This is a genomic window from Kitasatospora papulosa (assembly GCF_000717245.1).
Taxonomy (GTDB): domain Bacteria; phylum Actinomycetota; class Actinomycetes; order Streptomycetales; family Streptomycetaceae; genus Streptomyces; species Streptomyces papulosus.
This window is the reverse complement of the sequence record NZ_JNYQ01000014.1, coordinates 1-19,758: the sequence shown is the minus strand read 5'-3', so window position 1 is coordinate 19,758 and position 19,758 is coordinate 1. Positions and strand designations below refer to the sequence as shown.

Genomic DNA, 19,758 nt, shown 5'->3' with positions numbered 1-19,758 from the left:
GCCTTCTCGGCGAAGGGCCGGGTGCGGTGTTCCTACGACTCCCGAACAGCTGTCCGTCCGGCGTGGTAGACAATGCCGTGGAGTTCGGTGGAGAGATCACATACGAGGGAGCACCGGTAGGCGCTGCCCCCCATCACGACAGCGGAAGCCCACTTGTCGGCCGTTCGGTCGAACTGGGGCTGCTCGACACGGTGATCGACCGGCTGGGGCAGGGGGCCCCGTCCTTCGTCGACATCACCGGCGAAGCGGGGATCGGCAAGAGCCGGCTGATGACGGAGTTGTGCCTGCGTGCACGGCGGCGTGGGGTGACGGTGCTGCGCGGCCGGGCGGCGGAGTACGAGCGGCACCTCCCGTTCCATCCGTTCGCCGACGCGTTCGCCGATCTGGAGGACCGCCCGCCGCACGCGCCCGGCCTGCCTGACGCGGTCTCCCGGATCCTCGGCGGCGGTGGAGCCGGAGCGGCGCCGGCGACCGCCGACCGTTTCGGTCTCCACCGGTCCGTCGCGGGGCTGTTGGCCCGACTGGGCCGGTCCGGTGGCCTGGTGGTGGCGCTGGACGACGTGCACTGGGCGGACCCGGCGTCCCTGGAGCTCCTGGACCACCTCGTCCGGCACCCTGTGCCCGGCCCGGTCGTCCTCGTCGTCGCCCGCCGGGACCGGCAGACTCCGACCGCGCTCACCGGGACGCTCACGCGCGAAGCCGACACCGAGGCGGTGCTCCGGATCGCCCTGGCGCCGCTCGCGGAACAGGAATGCGTCGAGGGGTTCGCCCCCGATCTGCCGCGCGACCGGGCCGCGCACCTGTACGCCGCGGGAGAGGGCAACCCGCTCTACTTCCTCTCCCTCCTCCAGGCGCACCGCGAGAACGCGGCGGCGCACGGTACGTCGCCGGCCGCCGCCGGGATCGGCCCCGGCGGACTGCCCACCGGACTCGGCGCGCTGCTGCTGAACGAACTGGCCCCACTGACCCCGGCGCAGCGCCGGACCCTGGAAGCGATCGCCGTGCTCGGCGACCATGCCGTGCCTCCGGTGATCCGCGGAGCGACCGGACGGACCGACGCCGAGCTCGACGACGATCTGGACGCCCTGGCGCGGCGTGACCTGGTGCGCTCGGGTCCGGCGGGCCGACCGGTGCTGCGCCACCCGGTGATCCGGGCGCTGGTCCACGATTCCACCCCCGCCCGGCGTCGCGTCGAGATCCATCACGCCGCCGCAGCCGAGCTGGCCGCAACCGGCGCACCGGCCGTCGAGCAGGCACGGCACATCGAACAGTCGGTGACCACGTGGGACCCCCAGGCGTACTCCGTGCTCAGGCAGGCAGCGGAGCAGACCGCGGCGACGGCCCCGACCAGCTGCGCACACTGGCTCCAGGCGGCCCTCCGGCTGCTGCCCGACACGGTCGAGCACGGCCCCGAGCGACGTGATCTGATGCTGCGCCGGGCCCGGGCGCTCGGTGTCGCCGGTGGACTGCTGGAGAGCCGCGACCTGCTGCACGAGGTCATCAGCACGGCCGGCCCCGACGAGACCGGGGTCAGGACGTCGGCGGTCGTCCTGTGCGCCTCGACCGAGCGGCACCTCGGCAGATACCCCGAGGCGATCGCACTGCTGCGCCGTGAACTGAGCAGGAAGCCGGAGCCCTCGCCGTCGGACAGGGTGTCGATCGGGCTCGAACTGAGCTCCTCCGCACCGCACAACGCCTCCTATCCGCAGATGCGGGACGAAGTGGCACGCACCCTCGCGGAGGCCCGCGCTCTCGGTGACGAACCCTGGGAGGCGGGAGCCTTGGCGGTCGCGGCCTTCGGCGAGGCCTACGAGGGCAACGTGGCCGCGGCGGCCGCCTACGCCGCGCAGGCGGCCGGGTTACTCGACGGACTGCCCGACGACGACCTCACGGCACTGTGCGAACCGCTGGGCAGGCTGGGCTGGGCGGAGGCGTTCCTCGGCCGCTTCACCGACGCCGAGCGCCACGCCGACCGAGGCCTCGGGATCGCCCGCCGCGGCGGGCAGATCTATCTCCTGCCGCTCCTGCTGCTGTGCAAGGCGCATGTGCGGATCCAGACCTGCCGGCTGCCGTCGGCCCGGGAACTCGCGGACGAGGCCGAGGACATCGCCCGCGGAATCGGCAGCAGCGAACTGCTCGCCTTCGTCATGGCCAACAAGGCCCAGGTGTGTATCGCGGCCTCCGCCCCCGGCGACCCGGAGGCCATGGCGGCCGCCGAGGAGGCGGTCGCGACCATGGGCCCGAGTGACAACTGGCGCGCCTCGATGGCGTGGTGCATGCTCGGCTACGCCGCGATGACCGGCGGCGATCCGCATCGCGCCCGACACGCCATCCTGCGGGCCGGGGGCCACGACCTGGGCGGACTGCAACCCTCGATGCGCCCTCTCTTCTCGGAACTCCTGGTCACGGCGGCCCTGTCCACCGGGGATGTCGACTCCGCGTCCGCGTGGTCCGAGCGTGCGCGCGAGGAGGCGGAGCGGCTCGGTCTGCCCGTGCAGCGCGCCTCCGCGATGCGGAGCGCGGCGCAGCTCGCCTCGCACCACGGTGCCACCGCCGAGGCCGCGACCCTGCTCTCCGAGGCGGTGGAGGTCTGCGCGCGGTCCGGTGCGGTGTTCTGGGAGGCGCGGTCACTGCTGCTCGCGGCCCCGGTGATGACGGCCGCCGGGTTCGGCGCGCGTGGTGCGGCCATGTGGGAGCAGGGCCGACGGCTGGCCACCGGCGGAGGCGCGGGCCTGCTGATCGGCCTGTCGGAGCTGACGCGGCCTCCCGCGCCGTCCGCGTCGTCAGCCGTCCCGACGTGGCTGGCCTCGCTGACGGCGCGCGAACGGGAGGTCGCCGGCATGGTGGCCGAGGGTCTCACCAACCAGGCGATCGCCACCAGGCTCTTCCTCAGCCCGCGTACGGTCGAGACCCATGTGTCGCGGGTCTTCCGCAAGACGGGTGTCGCCACCCGGGCCGGTCTCGCGGCCCTCATGGCCCGTTCCTGACATGAGGAGCACGCCCCGCGGCCGCACATGCCTCGCCCACTCCCCGATTCGGCGGCGGGACGTCGGCTCCGACGCGGTGTGCCTCGGAGCCGGGGGTAGAAGAGTGGGCACCGGATGAAACGAGGGAGGGCCGATGGCTAGGGACACGTCGCTGCGTGCGGTGGGATGGGCGCAGTCGTTTCCGGTGTCGCAAGGAGTGCGGGCAGGCCGCCGGTGGACGCGGGAGCACCTGGCGTCCTTGGCGTGGACCGCGGACGCCCCCGAGGTGGTGGACGGGATCCTGCTGAGTGTCTCCGAACTGATCACCAACGCGCACGTGCACGCGCACAGCGACGCCCAGCTGGTCCTCACCTGGGACAGTCACTGCCTGCACGTCAGTGTCCACGACTCCGACCCCGCGCCCCCCGCCAAGCAGGCCGAGGACGTCACGACGACCGGAGGGCGCGGACTGGCGATCGTCGACGCGCTCGCCGACGCCTGGACCACGCATCCGCAGGCATCGGGCAAGACGGTCACCGCCTGCTTCGTACCACCGGGGGCCCCCAAGCCCCGGCACGGCGGGGACGTCAGCTGAGCGCGCCGGGAGGAAAGTGCCCGGCCGGGCGGCGAGGAACGCGGCCCGGCCGGCGCGACGGAGGACAGACCCGCACCGGCCTCGCCCCGTGGATCAGCCGCAGTTCGTCGCGTACCGGATGACGTACTGCTCGGGGGCGGGGCCGATCGCGCCGGACCAGTCGATGCAGGCGCCCTTGCCGCTGATGTACACGGGGCCCGCGTAGCTGGTGTACGTGCCGTGGTCGTCCACCGCGGTGTCCCCCTGGCCGGCGAGCTGGAATCCGGCGTAGATGTAGACGCCCGTGCCCGCCGTGTTGCGAATGGTGACGATGCAGTTCTTCCCGGTGGCCGAGCTGTACGTCAGGTACGTCATCCCCCTGGTCCCGACCGCGGCCGAGTTGACGACGGAGTACCCGGTTCCGCAGGCGCCGTTGTACGCCGCCGCGGCGGAGGCCGAGGGTGCGGCGACGAGGCCGGCGCCCAGGAATGTCATCGAGAGGGCGCCACCGGTGACCGTACGCCGCAGGGAGGGACGCATGCTTGCTCCTTCAGGGACGACCGCGAGGGCCGTGGACCATTATCAAGATCATCAGAGCATCGGGGCGTGCCCGCGTCAATATGCCCGGGAGGCTCAACCCGGCCGTGGGTCAACGGAGTTCAGTGCTCGCAGAGGGAGAACTCGCGCTCGTACAGCTGCTCGTTGTGTTCGTCGACGAAGAACTTGCGTTCCCGCATGAGCTGTTCGCGATAGTCCTTGGCCTGTTCGAGCGTCATGGTCGAGGTGTCGGACCAGGGCTGTTGCGGTGGCACGTCGGACGTCGAGACGATCCTCTCCGACGGGTCGACGAGGAAGAATGCGAGGATCTTGCGGCAACCCGGGCGGGTGGGGTCCGTGAGACGGAAGGAGCCGACGCGGTGCTGCAGGACGTTCGGGAAGGCCAGGCAGCGTCCGGCCGGCGTCGGCGCCGATCCCAGCACCTGGTTCAGCGCGTCCTCGTTCTCCAGCCCGTAGACCTCACGCATCCCTGCGTCGTCGTTCTGTTCGTAGTCCGGGTCGTCGAGCGCCGCGCGGAAGCTCAGACCGCTCTCGGTGATGTTCTCGCTGTCCCAGTAGTAGATGCCGGTCGAGACGATCCGCTCGTTCACCATTCCCTCGACATGCCAGGAACCACCGGAGTACTCGGGCTTGTCCGGGGTGAGGTGGATCGTGGCGAGCTTGACGATGACCTGGAGGCCGCGTCCGCGCAGATCGACCCGGTCGGAGTCGCCGGGCACCTTCGGAGGAGTGAAGACCGGGGCGTCCGGGACGACCGGGCGACGGGTTCGCCACCACTGTTCCTGTGCCTCCTCCCAGGCGCTCATGGCTTCGGCGTAGGCCCCGTCGTCGCTGTAGGAGGACTTGTGCGGATACTCCGGCTCCGAGTCGTACCACCCGTAGGGATCGGCCTGGATCCGCGGGGGCCGCGGATGGCGCAGATCGGTGAGCACGTTCTCCAGCAGGGGACGCATGCGGGCGAACACGTCCGGCAGCACGGCCGCCAGCTCGTCATGAACTCCGGGGCGGACGTTGTTGACGTACGAACGGAAGTCGACGGCGCCGTCGGCGCTGACCTCGACGTCCGTGGGAAGCCACTGGAACCTCTCCGAGAACTCGTATGCCGAAAAGCGGTCCGTAGGATTCCGCCAAGCCTCCTCGGGTGCGTTGCCCGCCTCTCTCACCAGGCAGAACAGTGAGGGGTGCACCAGATCCAGTACCTGGCCGCCGGATCCCGGATGCCAGTCCTGATCCGCTTCGGGGACCTGTTCCAGGACCTGGACCGCGTCGCGCAGCCGGGATCTGAGCTCTTCGTCGACCAGGGTGTCCGAATGCCACACCCCGTCGACGGCGGACACCTCGATGCCGGTCCGTCCGTCCCGCAGCGCGGCGTAGTGCGCGAGTTCGGCGAGTACGTACTGGACCTGTGCCTCGGTGAGCCCTTGCTCGGCCGCTTCTCGCGTCCACCGGGCGACGACGTCGGCATCGTGCATCTTGTCGAACCACTCGGGCTTCGCCCGGATGTGCGAGCTGCACCGCATCATCTGGAGTTCCCGCAGCGTCCGGGGCGTCGCGAACGCTATGGAGCGGGAAGCGTGAAAAGGCAGCGGGAAAGCAGGCAGCTCGGACAATTCTCTCGGTCCTCCGGGTCGGTGTGCGGAGCGGGAAGGATACGTCGGCGGACCGACACCGCGGCCGCGGCCCCGTCACCGCCGGCCCGGAGGCAGGGCTCCGGCGACGGCCCCCTGCTCCTCCCGCTGTCAGCGGGAGGAGCCATGATGGGCGGCATGACGAAGACCGGGGCCGATTACGCGTGGTTCGAGAACGACTTCCCGGACCTCGCCGAGGCCTACTGCTTCACGCTGGTGCGAGGTCCGGCACCGGATGACGTGGTCTCCCGGCTCGACGGGCGCAAGGAGCGGTCCCTGCACGGGATCGCGGCTGTCGTCGACGCGGCGTTCGCCCGGTACGACCTCGAGGAGGGCGAACGCCAACTGGTCGCTCTGGCGACCGTCGGCGCCTGGACGCTGCTGATCGAGGCCAACGGCTACCTCGGGGTCACCGAGGAGCGGGCCCTGCCGGCCTCGGCCGGAGCGACCTGGGTGTCGCACTTCGTGAACATCAACGCCGTCGGGACGTTCCTGTGGGCGCAGGACCGGGTCCAGCGGCTGTGCTTCGACCCCATGTTCCCGGAGGACCGGTGGGGCAGCGCGCCCGACGAGCTCGTCGACGTCATGCAGGACATCGGATTCCACTTCGGCGAGGACGCGCCGGAAACGGACCTGTCGTCGCCCGCCGCGTTCGCCCTGGCCGAGCACGTGACAGGTGTCGCCGTCACTCCGGCGCTCCTCGAGGACACGACGTTCAGCTGCTTCACCGTACGGATCCGCTGACCGCCCGCCCGCGGGCCGGTCCGGGGCGGCCGGGTGGGAACACCTCCTCCCCGTGCACACGCCGGGCTCCGGCGTCCGACGGCACCCGGCACCACACGTCCCCCGGCGTGCCGCGAGGAGTTTCCCCGCGGCACCCCTCCTGTTGGCCGGGCACGGCTACCTTCGCCTCGCCCGGTCCGGTTCAGGAGAGGTACGTCGATGAGCACCCCGATCCGTCGCACCTCGGCGCGGCCCTCCGCGGCCGTCCTGACGTCGGCCCGGCAGCGCCGGGAGGAGAGCCGGACCGGTGGCCCGTCCGCACGCTCGACGGAGCGCGCCTTCTTCCACCTGCAGTCCCGCGTCGGCAACCGTGCCGCGGCCGCGGCGGTGCAGCGCGCGCGGGACACCTCCGGCGGGAAGGCGGGGGACTCCGGCGGCACGCCCGCCGCGTCGAGGAAGAACTACCGCGACCGGATCGCCGGACTGCTCGACAGATTCAAGAAGAACCTCGAGCCCATCGACACCTTCGTCAAGGGGTTCCAGACACCTGCGAACGCGGGATTCACCCAGCAGGCCGCGACCGCGGCCAACGAGGGCCTCAAGCACTCCGCGGCCGCCTCGGGGACCTCCGCCGCCTCGGGGAACCTCCTCACGGAGTCCGTCGGCACCGTCGTCAGCGGCATGGACGCGTACAAGAACATGAAGGACGCCAGGAAGCACGAGACCGGGGCCGGCCACCACACGGCCGGGAAGAAGGCCAGGACCAAGGGGGCCGACACCGTCGTCGGTGCCGCCGGTTCGGGCAGCTACAGCGCGGCCGTGGCCAAGGAGGTCACCAAGATCCAGAAGGCGGCGGACGCCGCGGTGGCGTCCGAAGCGAGCGGTGTCGCCAGCGCCTCCGTCGGCGCGATCAAGGGCATGCGGTCCGCGTTCCGCGTCGGGGGAGCGGCCCGCAAGTACCGGCAGGTCAAGAAACTGGGAGATCCCCACCTCGTGCACGCGGGATCACTGGCTCGCCTGAACGAGTCGCGGGAGCACGCCAACTGGGCCGCCGCCGAGGCCTACGTCGCGCTCGACGCCTACTGGAACCATGAGGGCCAAGGGCGTCTGGAGCTCGTCTCCGAGGCCGTCGACGCCGCCTGGGAGGCGATGGGCGAAGCCCGTGACGCCGCCGAGCACCTGCGCCGCGCCGAGAGGGACATCGAGAGGCTGAGCACCGTGCAGGGGTACGCGAAGAAGAAGCAGCTCGCCAAGATCGGTAAGGAGACGGTCGGGGGCGGCGGCGAGTCGACCAAGGCCGCGGCCGGCGTCGTGACGGCGGTCGCGGCCGGAACGGTCGGGCTGGCGAGCAACCCGGTCGGATGGGGCCTCGCCGGGGCCGGGGCCGGCCTCGTCCTCGGCGTCACCCTGTACAAGGCACTCCGCGCCGCGACGAAGCGCTACGAAGAGGTCCACCACCCCGAACGCTGGGCGCAGGAGGGTGGGACACCCGAGGAGGCCGCCTCCCGCGGGGAATCGCTGAAGCATGCCCTGAAGTTCTGGAAGAAGGTGTCCAAGGGCGAACGCCAGGCCATGGCGCGCGAGATCTACGCTCTGGCGGCGGGTCCCGAGATCTCCGGGAGGACGACCGCCGAGATGCGTGAGTCCGCACGGGCCCTGCTCATCGCCCTCAAGTCCGGCCCCGCCCAGCACAAGCTGGAGCCGGAAGCGTGGGCGGAGAGCCTGAACGACCCGGCGAGGAGCGCCGGTTGGATCAAGGAGATCGCGGAGCAGCTGGCCTCGGGGTGACTCGGAGCACCACGCCCCGGTCCGCCGCGACGGCCACGGACGCGCCGACGTCACCCCAAGGCGTCCAGAGCCACGGCCTGCGCTATGGCGAGACGGCGGTCGAGGTCCGGACGCGCGATGTGCACCCGGTAGCGGTCGCGCAGCCCGAACTTCCGCTCGACCGCCATCCAGTGCCTGCCGCCTTCGGTGAAGTCGAAGTGACGCCGCCACGCGAACGGTACGAAGTCGGTGCCCGGCAGGAAGTCCCAGATGCGGCGCAGCACCGCCAGCGCCGCGTTGCGCTCGCGCCCGGTGAGCTCGGCCAGCCCCGGCTGGTCGAGGACCCAGGTCGAGCGCAGCAGCGAGGTCAGGGTCTTCTCGCGGAACGAACCGATGGGGCTCCCGTCCTCGTCCCGCACCGTGTACACGGCGCCGACGTCCAGGACCGTGTCGGCCTCGAAGGTGCACAGGACGCGGTCCTGTGACTCGTCGGTGTAGACGGTCACCTGATCCTTCGGCGACAGCAGCGCCTGCTCGGCGAACGCGACGACCTCACCGGCCGAGCCGTCGGGCAGAGCGCGGTTCACCACGTACCGGTCGGTCATCACCGCCGGCTTCCGGCTCACGACGAATCGCTCGGCCGCCTGCAACGTGGTTCTCTCCACGGGGTGTCTCCCTCTGGTCGCGTCTCGTGCACCGGACGGCCGCACCTGCTCGCGGCCGTCTCTCGGCTGGAGGACCATCGTCGCGATACAGGCCCGGCGAGAACTGCCCCTGAAAGTCGCGCACCTCCGCGACCAAAGGTGAGGGTGCGCGGATCCCCACCGGCGCGAACCCGCCCGCGCGTGTTCACTTTCGTCGTCCGCCCCTCCCGCAGGAGGCCGACGCGGCCGTCGCCGCGCGGCAGCGGCCCCCGGCCCGTTGTCCGTCCCCCGCTGTGCTCCTCCGTACCGCCCTGCGGTTAGTTTGTGTGCAGGACAGATAGGCGGGCCCGTGTCGGCAGACGCGCACGGAGGACGGGAGGTGGGGGAGGCGTGTCGCTTCGTGTGGGCGATCCGGCCGAGATCGGCGGCTATCCGCTGGAGGCGAGGCTCGGCTCGGGTGGCATGGGCACGGTCTTTCTCGCCCGTACGAGTTCGGGGCGGCCCGTCGCGATCAAACTGATCCATCAGCAGTTCGCGGCGGACGACGAGTTCCGCATCCGCTTCCGGCAGGAGGTGGCGGCGGCCCGGAGGGTGAGCGGCGCGTTCACCGCCGCCGTCGTCGACGCCGCCCCCGAGGCCGAGCAGCCGTGGATGGCGACGACCTACATCGAGGGGCAGACGCTCGCCCAGCGCATCGCCGCGGAGGGCCCGTTGGACGGGGCGGAGCTGCGGAGGCTCGCCATCGGTCTGGCGGAGGCCCTGCGCGACATCCACCGGGTGGGGGTCGTCCACCGCGACCTGAAGCCCTCGAACGTCGTGCTCTCGCCCGAGGGTCCCCGCGTCATCGACTTCGGTATCTCACGCGCCGCGGACCAGCAGACGCTGACGATGACCGGCCGGGTCATCGGTACGCCGCCCTTCATGTCGCCCGAGCAGCTGCAGACGCCCCGTGGTGTGGGTCCGCGGTCCGACGTCTTCTCCCTGGGGACGCTGCTGGTCTACGCGGCGACGGGCCACGGGCCCTTCGACGCGGACAGCCCGTACCTGACCGCGTATCAGGTGGTGCACGAGGAGCCCTCGCTGGGTGTCGTGCCGGAGGCCCTGCGGGCGGTCGTCGAGCCGTGCCTGGACAAGGAGCCGGACGGGCGCCCCTCGGCCGACGAACTCCTCGTCCTGCTGAGGGACCTTCCGGACGACCTCGGCGGGCCTCGCGGGACCGGCGTGAAAGAGGCCGGCGCCGGCCGCACCCGCGACATGGTCACCCAGCACCATGTGGCGCAGGACACACCGCCGCCGGCTGCTCCGGCCACCGCCCCGGCCGGTCCCGGTACGGGGAGCGCCGGCATCCCCGCCGGCCGCCGTCTGCGCAGCCGATGGCGGCCCGTCCTCGCGGCCGCCGTCGCGGTGGCGGCGATCGGCGGGGGAGTCGCCGCGCTGCAGGCGGAGAGCGCGGGAGGCGGCAGCGGCGGCGGCGACAAGGGCGACGGTGTCACGGCGTCGGGAGCCGCACTCCCGGACGGCTTCGAGCCGTGGCGCGGGACCGTGCCGGGCGGCCGGGAGGACATCCCCGACGAACTCCGGTGCGTGACGCACGGCGACGCGCTCTTCTGCGGGGGCGGTGGGGTCGTCGCGGCCCGCATCAAGGTGGAGGACGGCTCACGTGTGTGGACGGCGAAGAGCCCGGGCGTCCCCGTCCAGGGCATGCACCTGGTCGGTGCCACCGACGACACGGTGCTCGGATACCGCTTCGCCGCCGAGGACGCCCCGCAGGACCCTCCCGGCGAGGTGGTGGCCTTCGACGCGGACGACGGCCGTGAGCTGTGGTCCGTGCCGTCCGGCGCCCAGTCGACGGCCGTCACGGGCCGGAGCCGGGACGCCGTGGTGGTCGGCTCCGCCGTGGTGACGGTCGACGCCTCCAACTCCCGCTTCGAGGCCCGCGACGCGCACAGCGGCGAGGTCGCCTGGAAGACGTCGTTCCCCGAGGGCACGCGGTGCGCTCCCGTCCCGGCGGGTCAGCACTTCCTCGCCATGTGCGCGACGGACGCGGAGCTGGACGCCTCCGAGGTGCGCCACCCCACCCTCCACACGGTCGACCGCACCTCGGGCACGTGGGGCAGCCCCGTCGCGGTCGACGGGCCCGCCGTGCCGATGGGGGTCCGGGACGGCGGCCTCGTCCTCCTCCAGGAGCACAGGGAAGGAGCCGCGCTGACGGGCTACGACGGGACGGCCCGGTTCGACCCGGCCTCCGGGAAGGTCACGTACTCCCGACTGGCCCGGACGTACGCGGGGACGCCCGGCATGGCGGACGGCACCGTCTACGTGGCCGGTCAGGCCGGTCTCGTCACCGCGCTCGATCCCACCACCGGCCGGGAGAAGTGGAAGCGGCAGACGGGGGTGGAGGGCGCGTCGGGGCCCGTGGCGGGATCCGGCGCCCTCTACTTCAGCTCTGCCACCGGCCGGGTCGTCGCGCTGGCGCCGAACGACGGCAGGTCCCTGTGGACGACGAACCCCCAGGTCGACGGCCTGACGGGCGAGCAGGGCGCGAGCCCGCGCGTGACCGTCGCGGGGCGTGCGGTGGTCGTCGCCGCAGCCGAGAACACCCTCTTCGCCTTCGACACGCAGAAGCCCCCGAAGTCGGGCTGACCGGGGCGGCCTCCGGCCTTCCCTTCACCGACCCGTCGAGCTCAGCGGCCGGAAGCCGGACGTCCCGGTGCCGTGCCAGTCGAGAATGAGCACGGTGGCGTCGTCGTTCAGATTGCCTCGGCAGGCCGACAGCACCGCTGCGGTCAGGACGCGCACGGCCTCCCTGGGATGCATGTCACGGGTCTCGTACACCAGGGAAGCCAGGTCGACGGCGGCGGCACCGCGTTCCTGCATGCCGTCGGTCAGCAGGACCAGGCGGTCTCCGGGGTGCAACTGCAGTTCCTGGAGCTGGTAGGTGAAGGGGGCCGCGACACCGAACGGCAGATTGACCGTGAGCGGGACCTCCTCGGCCTCGCCGGCACCGCTCCGCAGGCGCAGGGGCCACGGATGTCCGGCGTTGACCAGTTCGCACGTACCGGTGTCGAGACGGATGCACAGCAACTGTCCGGTGGCCAGCCCCCGACTGTGGGCCAGCAGGGCCTCGTGCGCGCGATTCGCCTGACTGAGCGCGTCGCAGCCCGTGCGCCGGGCTCCGCGCAACGCACCCGTGACCAGCGTCGCCAGCAGGGCGGATTCGGTGTCGTGGCCCATGGCGTCGGTGATGGACAGGTACAGCGTGTCCCGGTCGAGGGTGTAGTCGTAGGTGTCGCCGCCGATGTCGTCGGCCGGTACGAGACCTGCGGCGAGGGTGAACTGGGGAGCCTCGCAGCAGGAGGCCGAGGGGAGCAGCTGATGCTGGATCTCGGCGGCCAGGCTGGTCCGGGTGGTCCGCCGGCCGGCGTGATAGAGGTCGGTGAACCGGCGGTCCGTGACGATGATGTAGGCCAGGGCGTGGGCCGCGTCGCTGATCTGCCCCAGCACGGAGTCGTCGACGGACCGCAGCGTCACCTCCAGCAGCCCGATGCAGTCCCCGCGATTGCTCACCGGCGAGATCACCCGCCGTCCGCCCTCTCCGTCCGCGTCCACGTGCTGGCGCTGCTCGCGCAGCACCGCGTCGTAGACGGTGCCCTGCAGATCGATCGGTTCCTCGACGGCCTCGGGGCCGTCACCGTCGGCCGGCGCGGTGAGGCGCAGCAGCCGTTGTTCCATGAGATCGACGAACAGGAACGACACACGGTCGGCCCCGAAGCGCTTGCGCAGGTCGTGCGCGAGCACGCCGACGGACTCCCCCGGCGGCGCGGACTCCGCCGCGGTCAGAAGCTCGCCGAGTTCCAGATCTCTGCCATCCATGGCAACCTCCCTTCGTCTGTCGCCACGTATGCCCCGGGTTTCGTGAACCTCACCTGCACGTCCGTCGCGCGGGGACGCGACGTCGCCGCCCGGCGTGCTCCCGCAGGCCGTGCGTTACCCGCCTGCCGAGGGGGCCCGAAGGCCTCCGTCGCCGTGTGGTTGACTGATCCGTATGGCCATGTCTCCGCAACCGCCCGTTCGGCTGTGACCGCCGATCCGGCCGCGGCCACCCGGCCCCGCAATCGCAAGCAGCTCATCGTCGAGGCGGCCGGCCGGATCTTCAGCGAGCGCGGCTATCACATGGCGTCCATGGAGAAGATCGCCGCCGGCGTGGGTATCACCGCGGCGGCCCTCTACCGGCACTTCCCGAACAAGTACGCGCTCTTCGCCGAGTGTGCCGATCTCATGGCCGACCGGCTCGTCGCCGCCGTCGACGAGGTGCCGTCCGGGGCGCCGTCGGCGGATGTGCTCACCGCGGTGACCCGGGTCACCGTCGCCCATCGGGCATCGGGCGGTGTGTACCGATGGGAGGCCCGCTACCTCAACCACGAGGACCGCAGGCAGCTCAGGGCGAAGTTCCGGCACGTCATCGGGCGGGTGGACGAGGCGGTGCAGCGCGAGCGACCCCTGCCCGACGGGCGCCTGCGGGCCGTGGCTGCCCTCGGCGCCATCGGATCGATCACCATGCACCACACGTCGATCGCCCAGCGCCGGGCCGAGGAACTGCTGGTGGAGTCGGCGCTGCGGGTGGCCGCGGCCGATCCCGCGGCGCCCCGGCCCGGTGCCCGCACGGTCGAGGTGGTCGCCCACCCGGTGCCACGCACGCGACGCGCGGAGATCCTCGCGGCCGCCATCCCCCTGTTCGCGCGGGACGGGTTCGCCAGTGTCACGAACGGGCAGATCGCGGAGGCGGTGGGGCTGGCCCCGTCGGCCCTCTACCGTCACTACTCCGGCAAGGTCGACATCCTGGCGGCGGCGTGTCTCCAGGCGGCGGGACTCCTGGCCCGGGAGGTGGACCAGAGCCTCCACGAGGTGTCCGGCCCGCACGACGCCATCGGCGCGCTGGCGGCGACCTACGTGGCGTACAGCTTCGAGTACACCGCGCTCAACAGCGTCGCCGAGGCCGAGCTCGTCGGGCTGCCGGCCGACCTGCGGCGTCCTCTGGTCCTCGCACAGCGCGAACACATCGCCGTCTGGGAGCAGCAGTTGCGGCTGGCCCGTCCCGAACTGGACCCGCGCCAGGCCCGGGTACTGGTGCACGCCGGGTTCGGCGTCGCGGTCGAGGCCGGCCGAGGGCTGCGGTGGCAGGACGGCCCGGACCACCGGGACGCCGTGACCGCGCTGGTGATGGGGGCCCTCGGCTTCTGAACCGGCACGTCCCGTGCCTCGGGCGGAGAGCCGTCCAGGCGCGCGGCGGGGCTGCGTGCGGTGAGGCGACCGACGCGTACGTCGGGAAGGCGCCCGGATGTCCGGCCCAGGGCCCCCGGTGCGACAGCCGAGGGCCGGACTTCCGCCGCACGGGGGCGCGGATCAGCGCGCCGGCCGGTTCCCCGTCGGGATCGTGATCGGGGTGGTCGTCGAGGAGCTGCCCTTGTTGAGGAACAGCATGGCCAGGCCCCGCACGAACTGGTCGAACATGTAGAAGGTGCCGGGCATGACGGGTGACAGGCCCTCGCGGAACAGGATGAAGGCCGGCCACACGGTGCGGACGAGGGCCGCCGCCGCGTAGTCGCGCGGAAGTTTCAGCCAGTCGCCGACCTCGTTGCTGAGGACGTAGCGCACGAACTCGTTCAGGAATCCGCGCGTCACACCGAGATCGATCTCGGCGGTCAGCCCGAGCAGCACCTCGGCCAGGTCGAGACCCTCCGGTGTCGGGGCGAGGATCGGGGTGAGCACCTGGGCCGACTGGGCTTCCGCGGCCGCCCAGGTCTTCGGGATGTACTCGTCCGGCACGCCGAGCAGGTGGAGGGCGACCTGCCACGAGTGCAGAAAGGCCTCCTGGTCCGCGGCCGACATCGGGACCTTCCAGTCGAGCAGCCTCCTGCGTACGAAGGTTCCCAGACTGTGGAAGGTGACGAGGATGTCCGCGGCGCTGATGGGGACCGACTGGTCGGTGACCGCACGCCAGTGGGGTGATTGCGGCAGCAGATGACGCACCGCGCCGTGCACCAGCCGGGTCTTGTTGGCGGTGACGACGAACTGCCCCGTCGGCTTGAAGGCGTCCAGCTGAGACAGGTCGTAGCCGAACGTGAACGTCTTGGCGGCCCGGTCCTTCATGTCGGCGCCGCCCACCGACCAGTAGACGCTTCTGGCCTCGCGCGGGATCACGGTGCTCATGATGCCGCTGCCGAGGCCGTACAGCATGAACAGATAGGTGTCCTTGCGCCTGTTGAAGTCGGCTGCGCGGGCGAGCTTGACCGGGTCAGCCCAGGGCGGCAGCTTGTTGACCGTCCGCAGATGCGCGGCGAGCTCCGCCGGCAGCCCGGAGGGCAGCGCGTCCCCGTTGTTCACCCAGCCCGCCATCGCCGCGTTGACCGCGGGAACCTGACCGTTCTGGAGCAGCGAGACCATCAGGGGATCCGTGGCGCCGTCCCAGACGTACTCCGGATCGGCACCGGTGCCGCTGCCTGCCACCGAGTCCTTCGACGGCCATGCCCACGCCTTGGCGGGATCCGCCGCGCCCACGAGGCCGAGTGCGACACCGAGGGACAGGACTTTTCGCCTGTCGAGATTACGCATTAACTTACCTGCTTCCATGCTCGACCTGATCAAGCCATATGCCCTTGTTCCACGATTGGCTGTCCTCGTCCTGCACGTCGGATCATGCCGACCGATGTGATTCCTCATTAACATAGCGACGAGGGTGGCTGTCGGCAATGGTCATGACAGAGCGCTGCCGCACCGGATCCCGCGGCCGTGTCCCGTTCCTGGTCACCCGGCCGCGCCGCGCTCCTCCGTACGGCTCCGACCGCCCAGGGGCACCGCTTGATCGTCCCCGCGCGGGGTAGCGAAAGGACATGGCCACTGACAAGACATCCCCTGCTGCGAGCGGATACGTGCAGCCCGAGGTCGACGTCCGGGCGCTGACCGAGGTGCTCGACGGCGAGTACGCCGCCATCCGCGACCTCGTCCGGACCAACCTGGTGACGCACGCCTCCGTTCTCGAGGAGGCCGACGAACTCGGCGTCGACGCGTACCGGGAGCGGGTGCGTGAGCTCGTGGTCGAGATGGCCGCGACCGGTCAGACCGGCATGGGCTTTCCGGCGAAGTACGGCGGCGGCGGTGACGTCGGAGCCTCGATCGCCGCGTTCGAGACACTGGCCTTCGGTGACCTGTCGGTCCTGGTGAAGGTCGGCGTGCAGTTCGGACTCTTCGGCGGTGCGATCCTGCATCTGGGCACCGGCCGCCACCACGACGCCTACCTGCCGGACCTGATCACCGGGAAGCTGATGGGCTGCTTCGCGATGACCGAGACCGGGCACGGCTCCAACGTGCAGGCGCTCGGTACCCTCGCGACGTACGACGCCGCCACCCAGGAGTTCGTCATCACCACCGACGGCGACCAGGCGCGCAAGGACTACATCGGCAACGCGGCCCGCCACGCCGAGCTCGCGGTCGTCTTCGCCCAGCTCGAGGTGGGCGGGGAGTCCAAGGGCGTGCACGCGTTCGTGGTCCCCGTCCGGACCGGTGGAGAAGTGCTGCCAGGCGTACGTATCGAGGACGACGGCCGCAAGATGGGCCTCAACGGCGTCGACAACGGCCGCATCCGTTTCGACGGGGTGCGTGTGCCACGCGAGGCCTTGCTCAACCGGTTCGCCGACGTCACTCCCGACGGCGTGTACGAGAGTCCGATCGAGAACCCCGACCGGCGCTTCTTCACCATGCTCGGCACGCTGGTACAGGGCCGGGTCAGCGTCGGAGGCGCCGGGGTCAACGCGGCCAAGGTCGCCCTGACGATCGCCACCAAGTACGCCGTCCGGCGCCGGCAGTTCGACGCGGCCCCGGACACGGAGGAGCAGCTGCTCCTCGACTACGGTCTGCACCAGCGCCGTCTGCTGCCGCTCCTCGCGCGGACCTACGCGCTGCACTTCGCGCAGGACGTCGTGCGCACGCACCTGCACGAGGTCTTCTCCGGCATCAAGGACGACGCGTACGAGCGCCGGCAGCTGGAGTCACGGGCCGCCGGCACCAAGGCACTCGGCACCTGGCACGCCACCCGGGTCGTCCAGGAGTGCCGCGAGGCGTGCGGCGGCGCCGGCTACCTCGCCGTCAACAGGTTCGCCGCCCTCAAGAGCGACAGCGACATCTTCACCACCTTCGAGGGTGACAACCACGTCCTGCTGCAGCTCGTGGCCAAGGGCCTGCTCACCCACTACGCGAGCGAGTTCGAGGACCTGGACCAGCTCGGCATGGTCCGCCACGTCACCGGCCTCGCCGTCGAGACGGTCATCGAGAAGACCTCGGCGCACAAGCTGCTCGAACGGGTACGTGACCTGCTGCCCGGAGGCGACGAGTGGGACCAGGAGGCCGGCCTGCGCGACTCCGAGTACCAGCTGGCCATGCTCCGCTACCGCGAGGAGCACATGCTCGCCGGTGTCGCGCGGCGGCTCAAGCGCGGGATCGACCAGAAGCGCGATCCGGGGGCCGTCTTCTCGCAGGTGCAGGACCACGTCATCGCGGTGGCCCACGCGCACGTCGAGCGGCTGGTGCTGGAGGCGTTCGTCGACAAGCTCCGTGCGCAGCCCGAGGGCGGCAACAAGGTCGCGCTCGGCCTGCTGTGCGACCTGTTCGCCCTGTCGACGATCGAGGCGGACCGGGCCTGGTTCATGGAACACGGCCGACTGACGGTCCAGCGCTCCAAGGCGATCAGCCGTGAGGTGAACGACCTCTGCCGCAAGGTCCGGCCCCTCGCGGTCGACCTCGTCGACGCCTGGGGCATCCCGCCCGAGATGCTGCGCGCGCCGGACCTCGTGGGCTGATCCCGGCAGCGGCGGCCGTGCGGCAGGGCCGCCCGGCGAAGGCCGGGCCGCGCCGGTACCGTGCGCGGTCGACGGGGAGGGCCCCCGCCAGGTCGGGCCCTCCCCGTCATCCCGGGGTCAGACGCGGTCCGCCGCGATCAGGAGGTACTGGAAGGACCCGTCCTTGTAGGAGTTGATGAAGGCGTCCTCGATCCCCGTGACCAGCGAGGACGTGGCCCTCAGCTCCCAGTAGGGGAGGGTGTCGGGCGTGAGGTCGACGACGGCCTGAGGCACGAGACGGTTGTCGGCCATGGCGCGCAGGTACTCCCGGCGCGAGTGGATGTTGCACTCGAAGTGCGCGTTGATCTGCGACACCCACTTCGAGGGCTGGCCGTAGCGCGGGTTCCAGCAGCCGGTGATGGTCACGTACCGTCCACCGACCTCCAGGACGCGGGAGTGCTCGGCGAAGAGGTCGTGCAGGTCGACGTACATGCTCGACTCGTTGTTCCACGAGGCCGCGGCCGAGCCCGTTCCGAAGGGCGTGGAGAGCATGTTGCAGACACGGGCGCGGACATGGTCCTGGATACCGAGTTCGCGGGCACGGCCGTTGGCGAAGTCGGCCTGCTTGGCCGAGAGCGTGACACCTTCGACCTTGCATCCGAAGCGCTGGTGCGCCATCACCATCGAGCCACCGCGCCCGCAGCCGGCGTCCACCAGGGTGTCGTCGCCTCCGATGTCGCCGAGGTGCCCCAGAAGGTACTCGGCCTGCGCCGACTCCAGCCGGTGCAGCTCGGCGATCAGCTTCTTCTCGCTCTCGCTGTCCTCGGCGTCCCCGAGAGCGGCGTGGTCGACGTCACCGATGCCGTAGTGGTGGTGGTAGAGCCCGTCGACGTCGCCGAGGCGCAGGTTCACGGGCCGCGCCTCACCGTCCCAGTAGCGGGCGATGTCTCCCTGGTAGGGGGACGCCGGGCGGGGGATCCGCACGGAGCCCGAGACGTCGGTGGCGGCGGGGGCGAGTTCGGTGTGGGTCACAGATGAGTCCGTTCTTTACCAGAAATCGGGCAGGGTGTAGCGGTAGGTGTTGGACTGGTGCCAGTGGTGGTTGCCGTCGACCCAGGCGGCCACGCCCCGCAGGAAGCGGTGCACGCCGGGTGCCGGACAGGCCTCGGCCAGGGCCGCGGCCTCGCGCTCGAAGTCGTGCATGAGGTCGTTGTGGACCTCGATCGACTTCAGATAGGCGTCCCGCTCGGAGAGGCCCTCCCGTTCGGCGATCACCACCGGAAGATTCAGGTGGTGGCCGGGAGCGTCGAGTTCCTTGGTGTAGGAGTACAGGTCGTTCACGATGGTCGTCGCGTTTCCCGCGAGCGCGATGACCTTCTGCATGCCGGCCTGGGCGTGCAGGTCCGCGGCCAGCTCGTAGCCGCCGACGGTGTCGGTGATGGTCGGACAGGGGCGGAAGTTGTTGAACTGGCGCATCGCCAGGTACTCCCACACCTCGGGTACGTGATCCAGCTGGGCCCAGGCCGCTTCGGCGAGGTACCCCATGTGCAGCCGGGCCATGTCGTGCCGGAACCGGTCCGCCTGGGAGGCGCTGGCCGCGCGTACGAAGTACTCCATGGCGGAGCGGTAGGCGCGCCGGGGCGCGTCCGCGTGGAGCGACTCCGCCCACTGCGGCCGGTACTCCTCCGTGGTGTACAGGGGGTCCAGTGCCGTGTGCGCCAGCAGAAGCCTTTCGCCGAGGCCGACCGGCGACCCCCCGTGGTCCTCGCAGTAGCAGTCGTCCACCGCGTTCTCCGCCACCATCAGACGTGTGGCGAGCATGAGATGGTCGACGGTGGGCGCGTCCGGATGGCAGCCGACCATGTACCGGCCCACGGAGAAGCCGTCGAACTGCTCCTCCCAGTCCTCGGGATACAGCGAGACCTCGTCCAGTGCCCAGGCCTTGATCCTCCGGCTGACCTCCTCGACCAGGCCAGGGTCGGGCTCGGGCACCGTGTGGTGGTAGAGGCCCGGGACCGGTCTCCCCTCCGCTGCGGCCGCCGGCGGGGACGGCGGTGCCTGCGGCTC

The 19,758-nt window shown here is 71.2% G+C and carries 13 protein-coding genes and 1 pseudogene; 7 read left to right on the top strand and 7 right to left on the bottom strand.

Annotated features, from left to right (window positions below; genetic code table 11):
• Nucleotides 1-26 precede the first annotated feature (26 nt).
• Both IA22_RS0127925 and IA22_RS0127920 read left to right on the top strand, forming a co-directional pair.
• Nucleotides 27-2,987, top strand: coding sequence for a helix-turn-helix transcriptional regulator (locus IA22_RS0127925; RefSeq protein WP_030125196.1), 2,961 nt, complete (start codon nt 27-29; stop codon nt 2,985-2,987).
• A 133-nt stretch (nt 2,988-3,120) separates the two neighbouring features.
• Nucleotides 3,121-3,561, top strand: coding sequence for an ATP-binding protein (locus tag IA22_RS0127920; protein WP_030125195.1), 441 nt, complete (start codon nt 3,121-3,123; stop codon nt 3,559-3,561).
• A 93-nt stretch (nt 3,562-3,654) separates the two neighbouring features.
• Here IA22_RS0127920 and IA22_RS0127915 read toward each other — a convergent pair whose 3' ends face one another.
• The gene (locus tag IA22_RS0127915) at nt 3,655-4,080 is read right to left on the bottom strand and encodes a hypothetical protein (RefSeq protein WP_014157652.1); all 426 of its coding nucleotides are present in this window, start codon (nt 4,078-4,080) and stop codon (nt 3,655-3,657) included.
• A gap of 119 nt (nt 4,081-4,199) precedes the next feature.
• Nucleotides 4,200-5,714: pseudogene (locus tag IA22_RS0127910) on the bottom strand (DUF4246 domain-containing protein); the annotation flags it as partial.
• A gap of 150 nt (nt 5,715-5,864) precedes the next feature.
• Here IA22_RS0127910 and IA22_RS0127905 point away from each other — a divergent pair.
• Nucleotides 5,865-6,470 carry a DUF6461 domain-containing protein gene (locus tag IA22_RS0127905; RefSeq protein ID WP_033249516.1) on the top strand — a complete coding sequence of 202 codons (606 nt, stop codon included), beginning with the start codon at nt 5,865-5,867 and terminating at the stop codon, nt 6,468-6,470.
• A 198-nt stretch (nt 6,471-6,668) separates the two neighbouring features.
• Nucleotides 6,669-8,237: a hypothetical protein gene (locus tag IA22_RS0127900; protein WP_030125193.1), complete on the top strand. Its 1,569-nt coding sequence runs from the start codon at nt 6,669-6,671 to the stop codon at nt 8,235-8,237.
• Nucleotides 8,238-8,287: 50 nt separating this feature from the next.
• On the opposite strand, the gene IA22_RS0127895 is transcribed toward IA22_RS0127900, so the two are convergent.
• On the bottom strand, nt 8,288-8,881 hold the full coding sequence (locus tag IA22_RS0127895) for an LURP-one-related family protein (RefSeq protein WP_030125192.1): 594 nt from the start codon (nt 8,879-8,881) through the stop codon (nt 8,288-8,290).
• Nucleotides 8,882-9,250: 369 nt separating this feature from the next.
• Here IA22_RS0127895 and IA22_RS0127890 point away from each other — a divergent pair, with 369 nt between their 5' ends.
• Nucleotides 9,251-11,503, top strand: a complete 2,253-nt coding sequence (locus tag IA22_RS0127890; RefSeq protein ID WP_030125191.1) for a serine/threonine-protein kinase — start codon at nt 9,251-9,253, stop codon at nt 11,501-11,503.
• Between the two features lie 24 nt (nt 11,504-11,527).
• Here IA22_RS0127890 and IA22_RS0127885 read toward each other — a convergent pair whose 3' ends face one another.
• A complete protein-coding gene (locus IA22_RS0127885) occupies nt 11,528-12,733 on the bottom strand; it encodes a PP2C family protein-serine/threonine phosphatase (protein ID WP_030125190.1) in 1,206 nt (401 codons plus the stop codon).
• Between the two features lie 204 nt (nt 12,734-12,937).
• Here IA22_RS0127885 and IA22_RS0127880 point away from each other — a divergent pair, with 204 nt between their 5' ends.
• Nucleotides 12,938-14,101: a TetR/AcrR family transcriptional regulator gene (locus IA22_RS0127880; RefSeq protein WP_014157659.1), complete on the top strand. Its 1,164-nt coding sequence runs from the start codon at nt 12,938-12,940 to the stop codon at nt 14,099-14,101.
• A gap of 162 nt (nt 14,102-14,263) precedes the next feature.
• On the opposite strand, the gene IA22_RS0127875 is transcribed toward IA22_RS0127880, so the two are convergent.
• Nucleotides 14,264-15,472: an oxygenase MpaB family protein gene (locus IA22_RS0127875; protein WP_030125189.1), complete on the bottom strand. Its 1,209-nt coding sequence runs from the start codon at nt 15,470-15,472 to the stop codon at nt 14,264-14,266.
• Between the two features lie 278 nt (nt 15,473-15,750).
• On the opposite strand from IA22_RS0127875, the gene IA22_RS0127870 reads away from it, so the two are divergent.
• Nucleotides 15,751-17,712 (top strand): acyl-CoA dehydrogenase family protein, encoded by a 1,962-nt coding sequence (locus tag IA22_RS0127870; protein WP_030125188.1) that lies wholly within the window; start codon nt 15,751-15,753, stop codon nt 17,710-17,712.
• Nucleotides 17,713-17,829: 117 nt separating this feature from the next.
• Here IA22_RS0127870 and IA22_RS0127865 read toward each other — a convergent pair whose 3' ends face one another.
• Together IA22_RS0127865 and IA22_RS0127860 are read right to left on the bottom strand one after the other, a co-directional pair.
• Complete coding sequence (locus IA22_RS0127865) at nt 17,830-18,723, bottom strand: geranyl diphosphate 2-C-methyltransferase (protein ID WP_014157662.1); 894 nt, start codon at nt 18,721-18,723, stop codon at nt 17,830-17,832.
• A 15-nt stretch (nt 18,724-18,738) separates the two neighbouring features.
• The coding region (locus tag IA22_RS0127860; protein WP_030125187.1) for a family 2 encapsulin nanocompartment cargo protein terpene cyclase at nt 18,739-19,758 on the bottom strand (1,020 nt) is incomplete at its 5' end.

What these genes read in the sequence shown, in the direction of transcription:
- IA22_RS0127870 (WP_030125188.1), top strand. Translation starts at nt 15,751, where the DNA reads ATGGCCACTGACAAGACATCCCCTGCTGCGAGCGGATACGTGCAGCCC.
- IA22_RS0127905 (WP_033249516.1), top strand. Translation starts at nt 5,865, where the DNA reads ATGACGAAGACCGGGGCCGATTACGCGTGGTTCGAGAACGACTTCCCG.
- IA22_RS0127885 (WP_030125190.1), bottom strand. Translation starts at nt 12,733, where the DNA reads ATGGATGGCAGAGATCTGGAACTCGGCGAGCTTCTGACCGCGGCGGAG.
- IA22_RS0127875 (WP_030125189.1), bottom strand. Translation starts at nt 15,472, where the DNA reads ATGCGTAATCTCGACAGGCGAAAAGTCCTGTCCCTCGGTGTCGCACTC.
- IA22_RS0127900 (WP_030125193.1), top strand. Translation starts at nt 6,669, where the DNA reads ATGAGCACCCCGATCCGTCGCACCTCGGCGCGGCCCTCCGCGGCCGTC.
- IA22_RS0127915 (WP_014157652.1), bottom strand. Translation starts at nt 4,080, where the DNA reads ATGCGTCCCTCCCTGCGGCGTACGGTCACCGGTGGCGCCCTCTCGATG.
- IA22_RS0127920 (WP_030125195.1), top strand. Translation starts at nt 3,121, where the DNA reads ATGGCTAGGGACACGTCGCTGCGTGCGGTGGGATGGGCGCAGTCGTTT.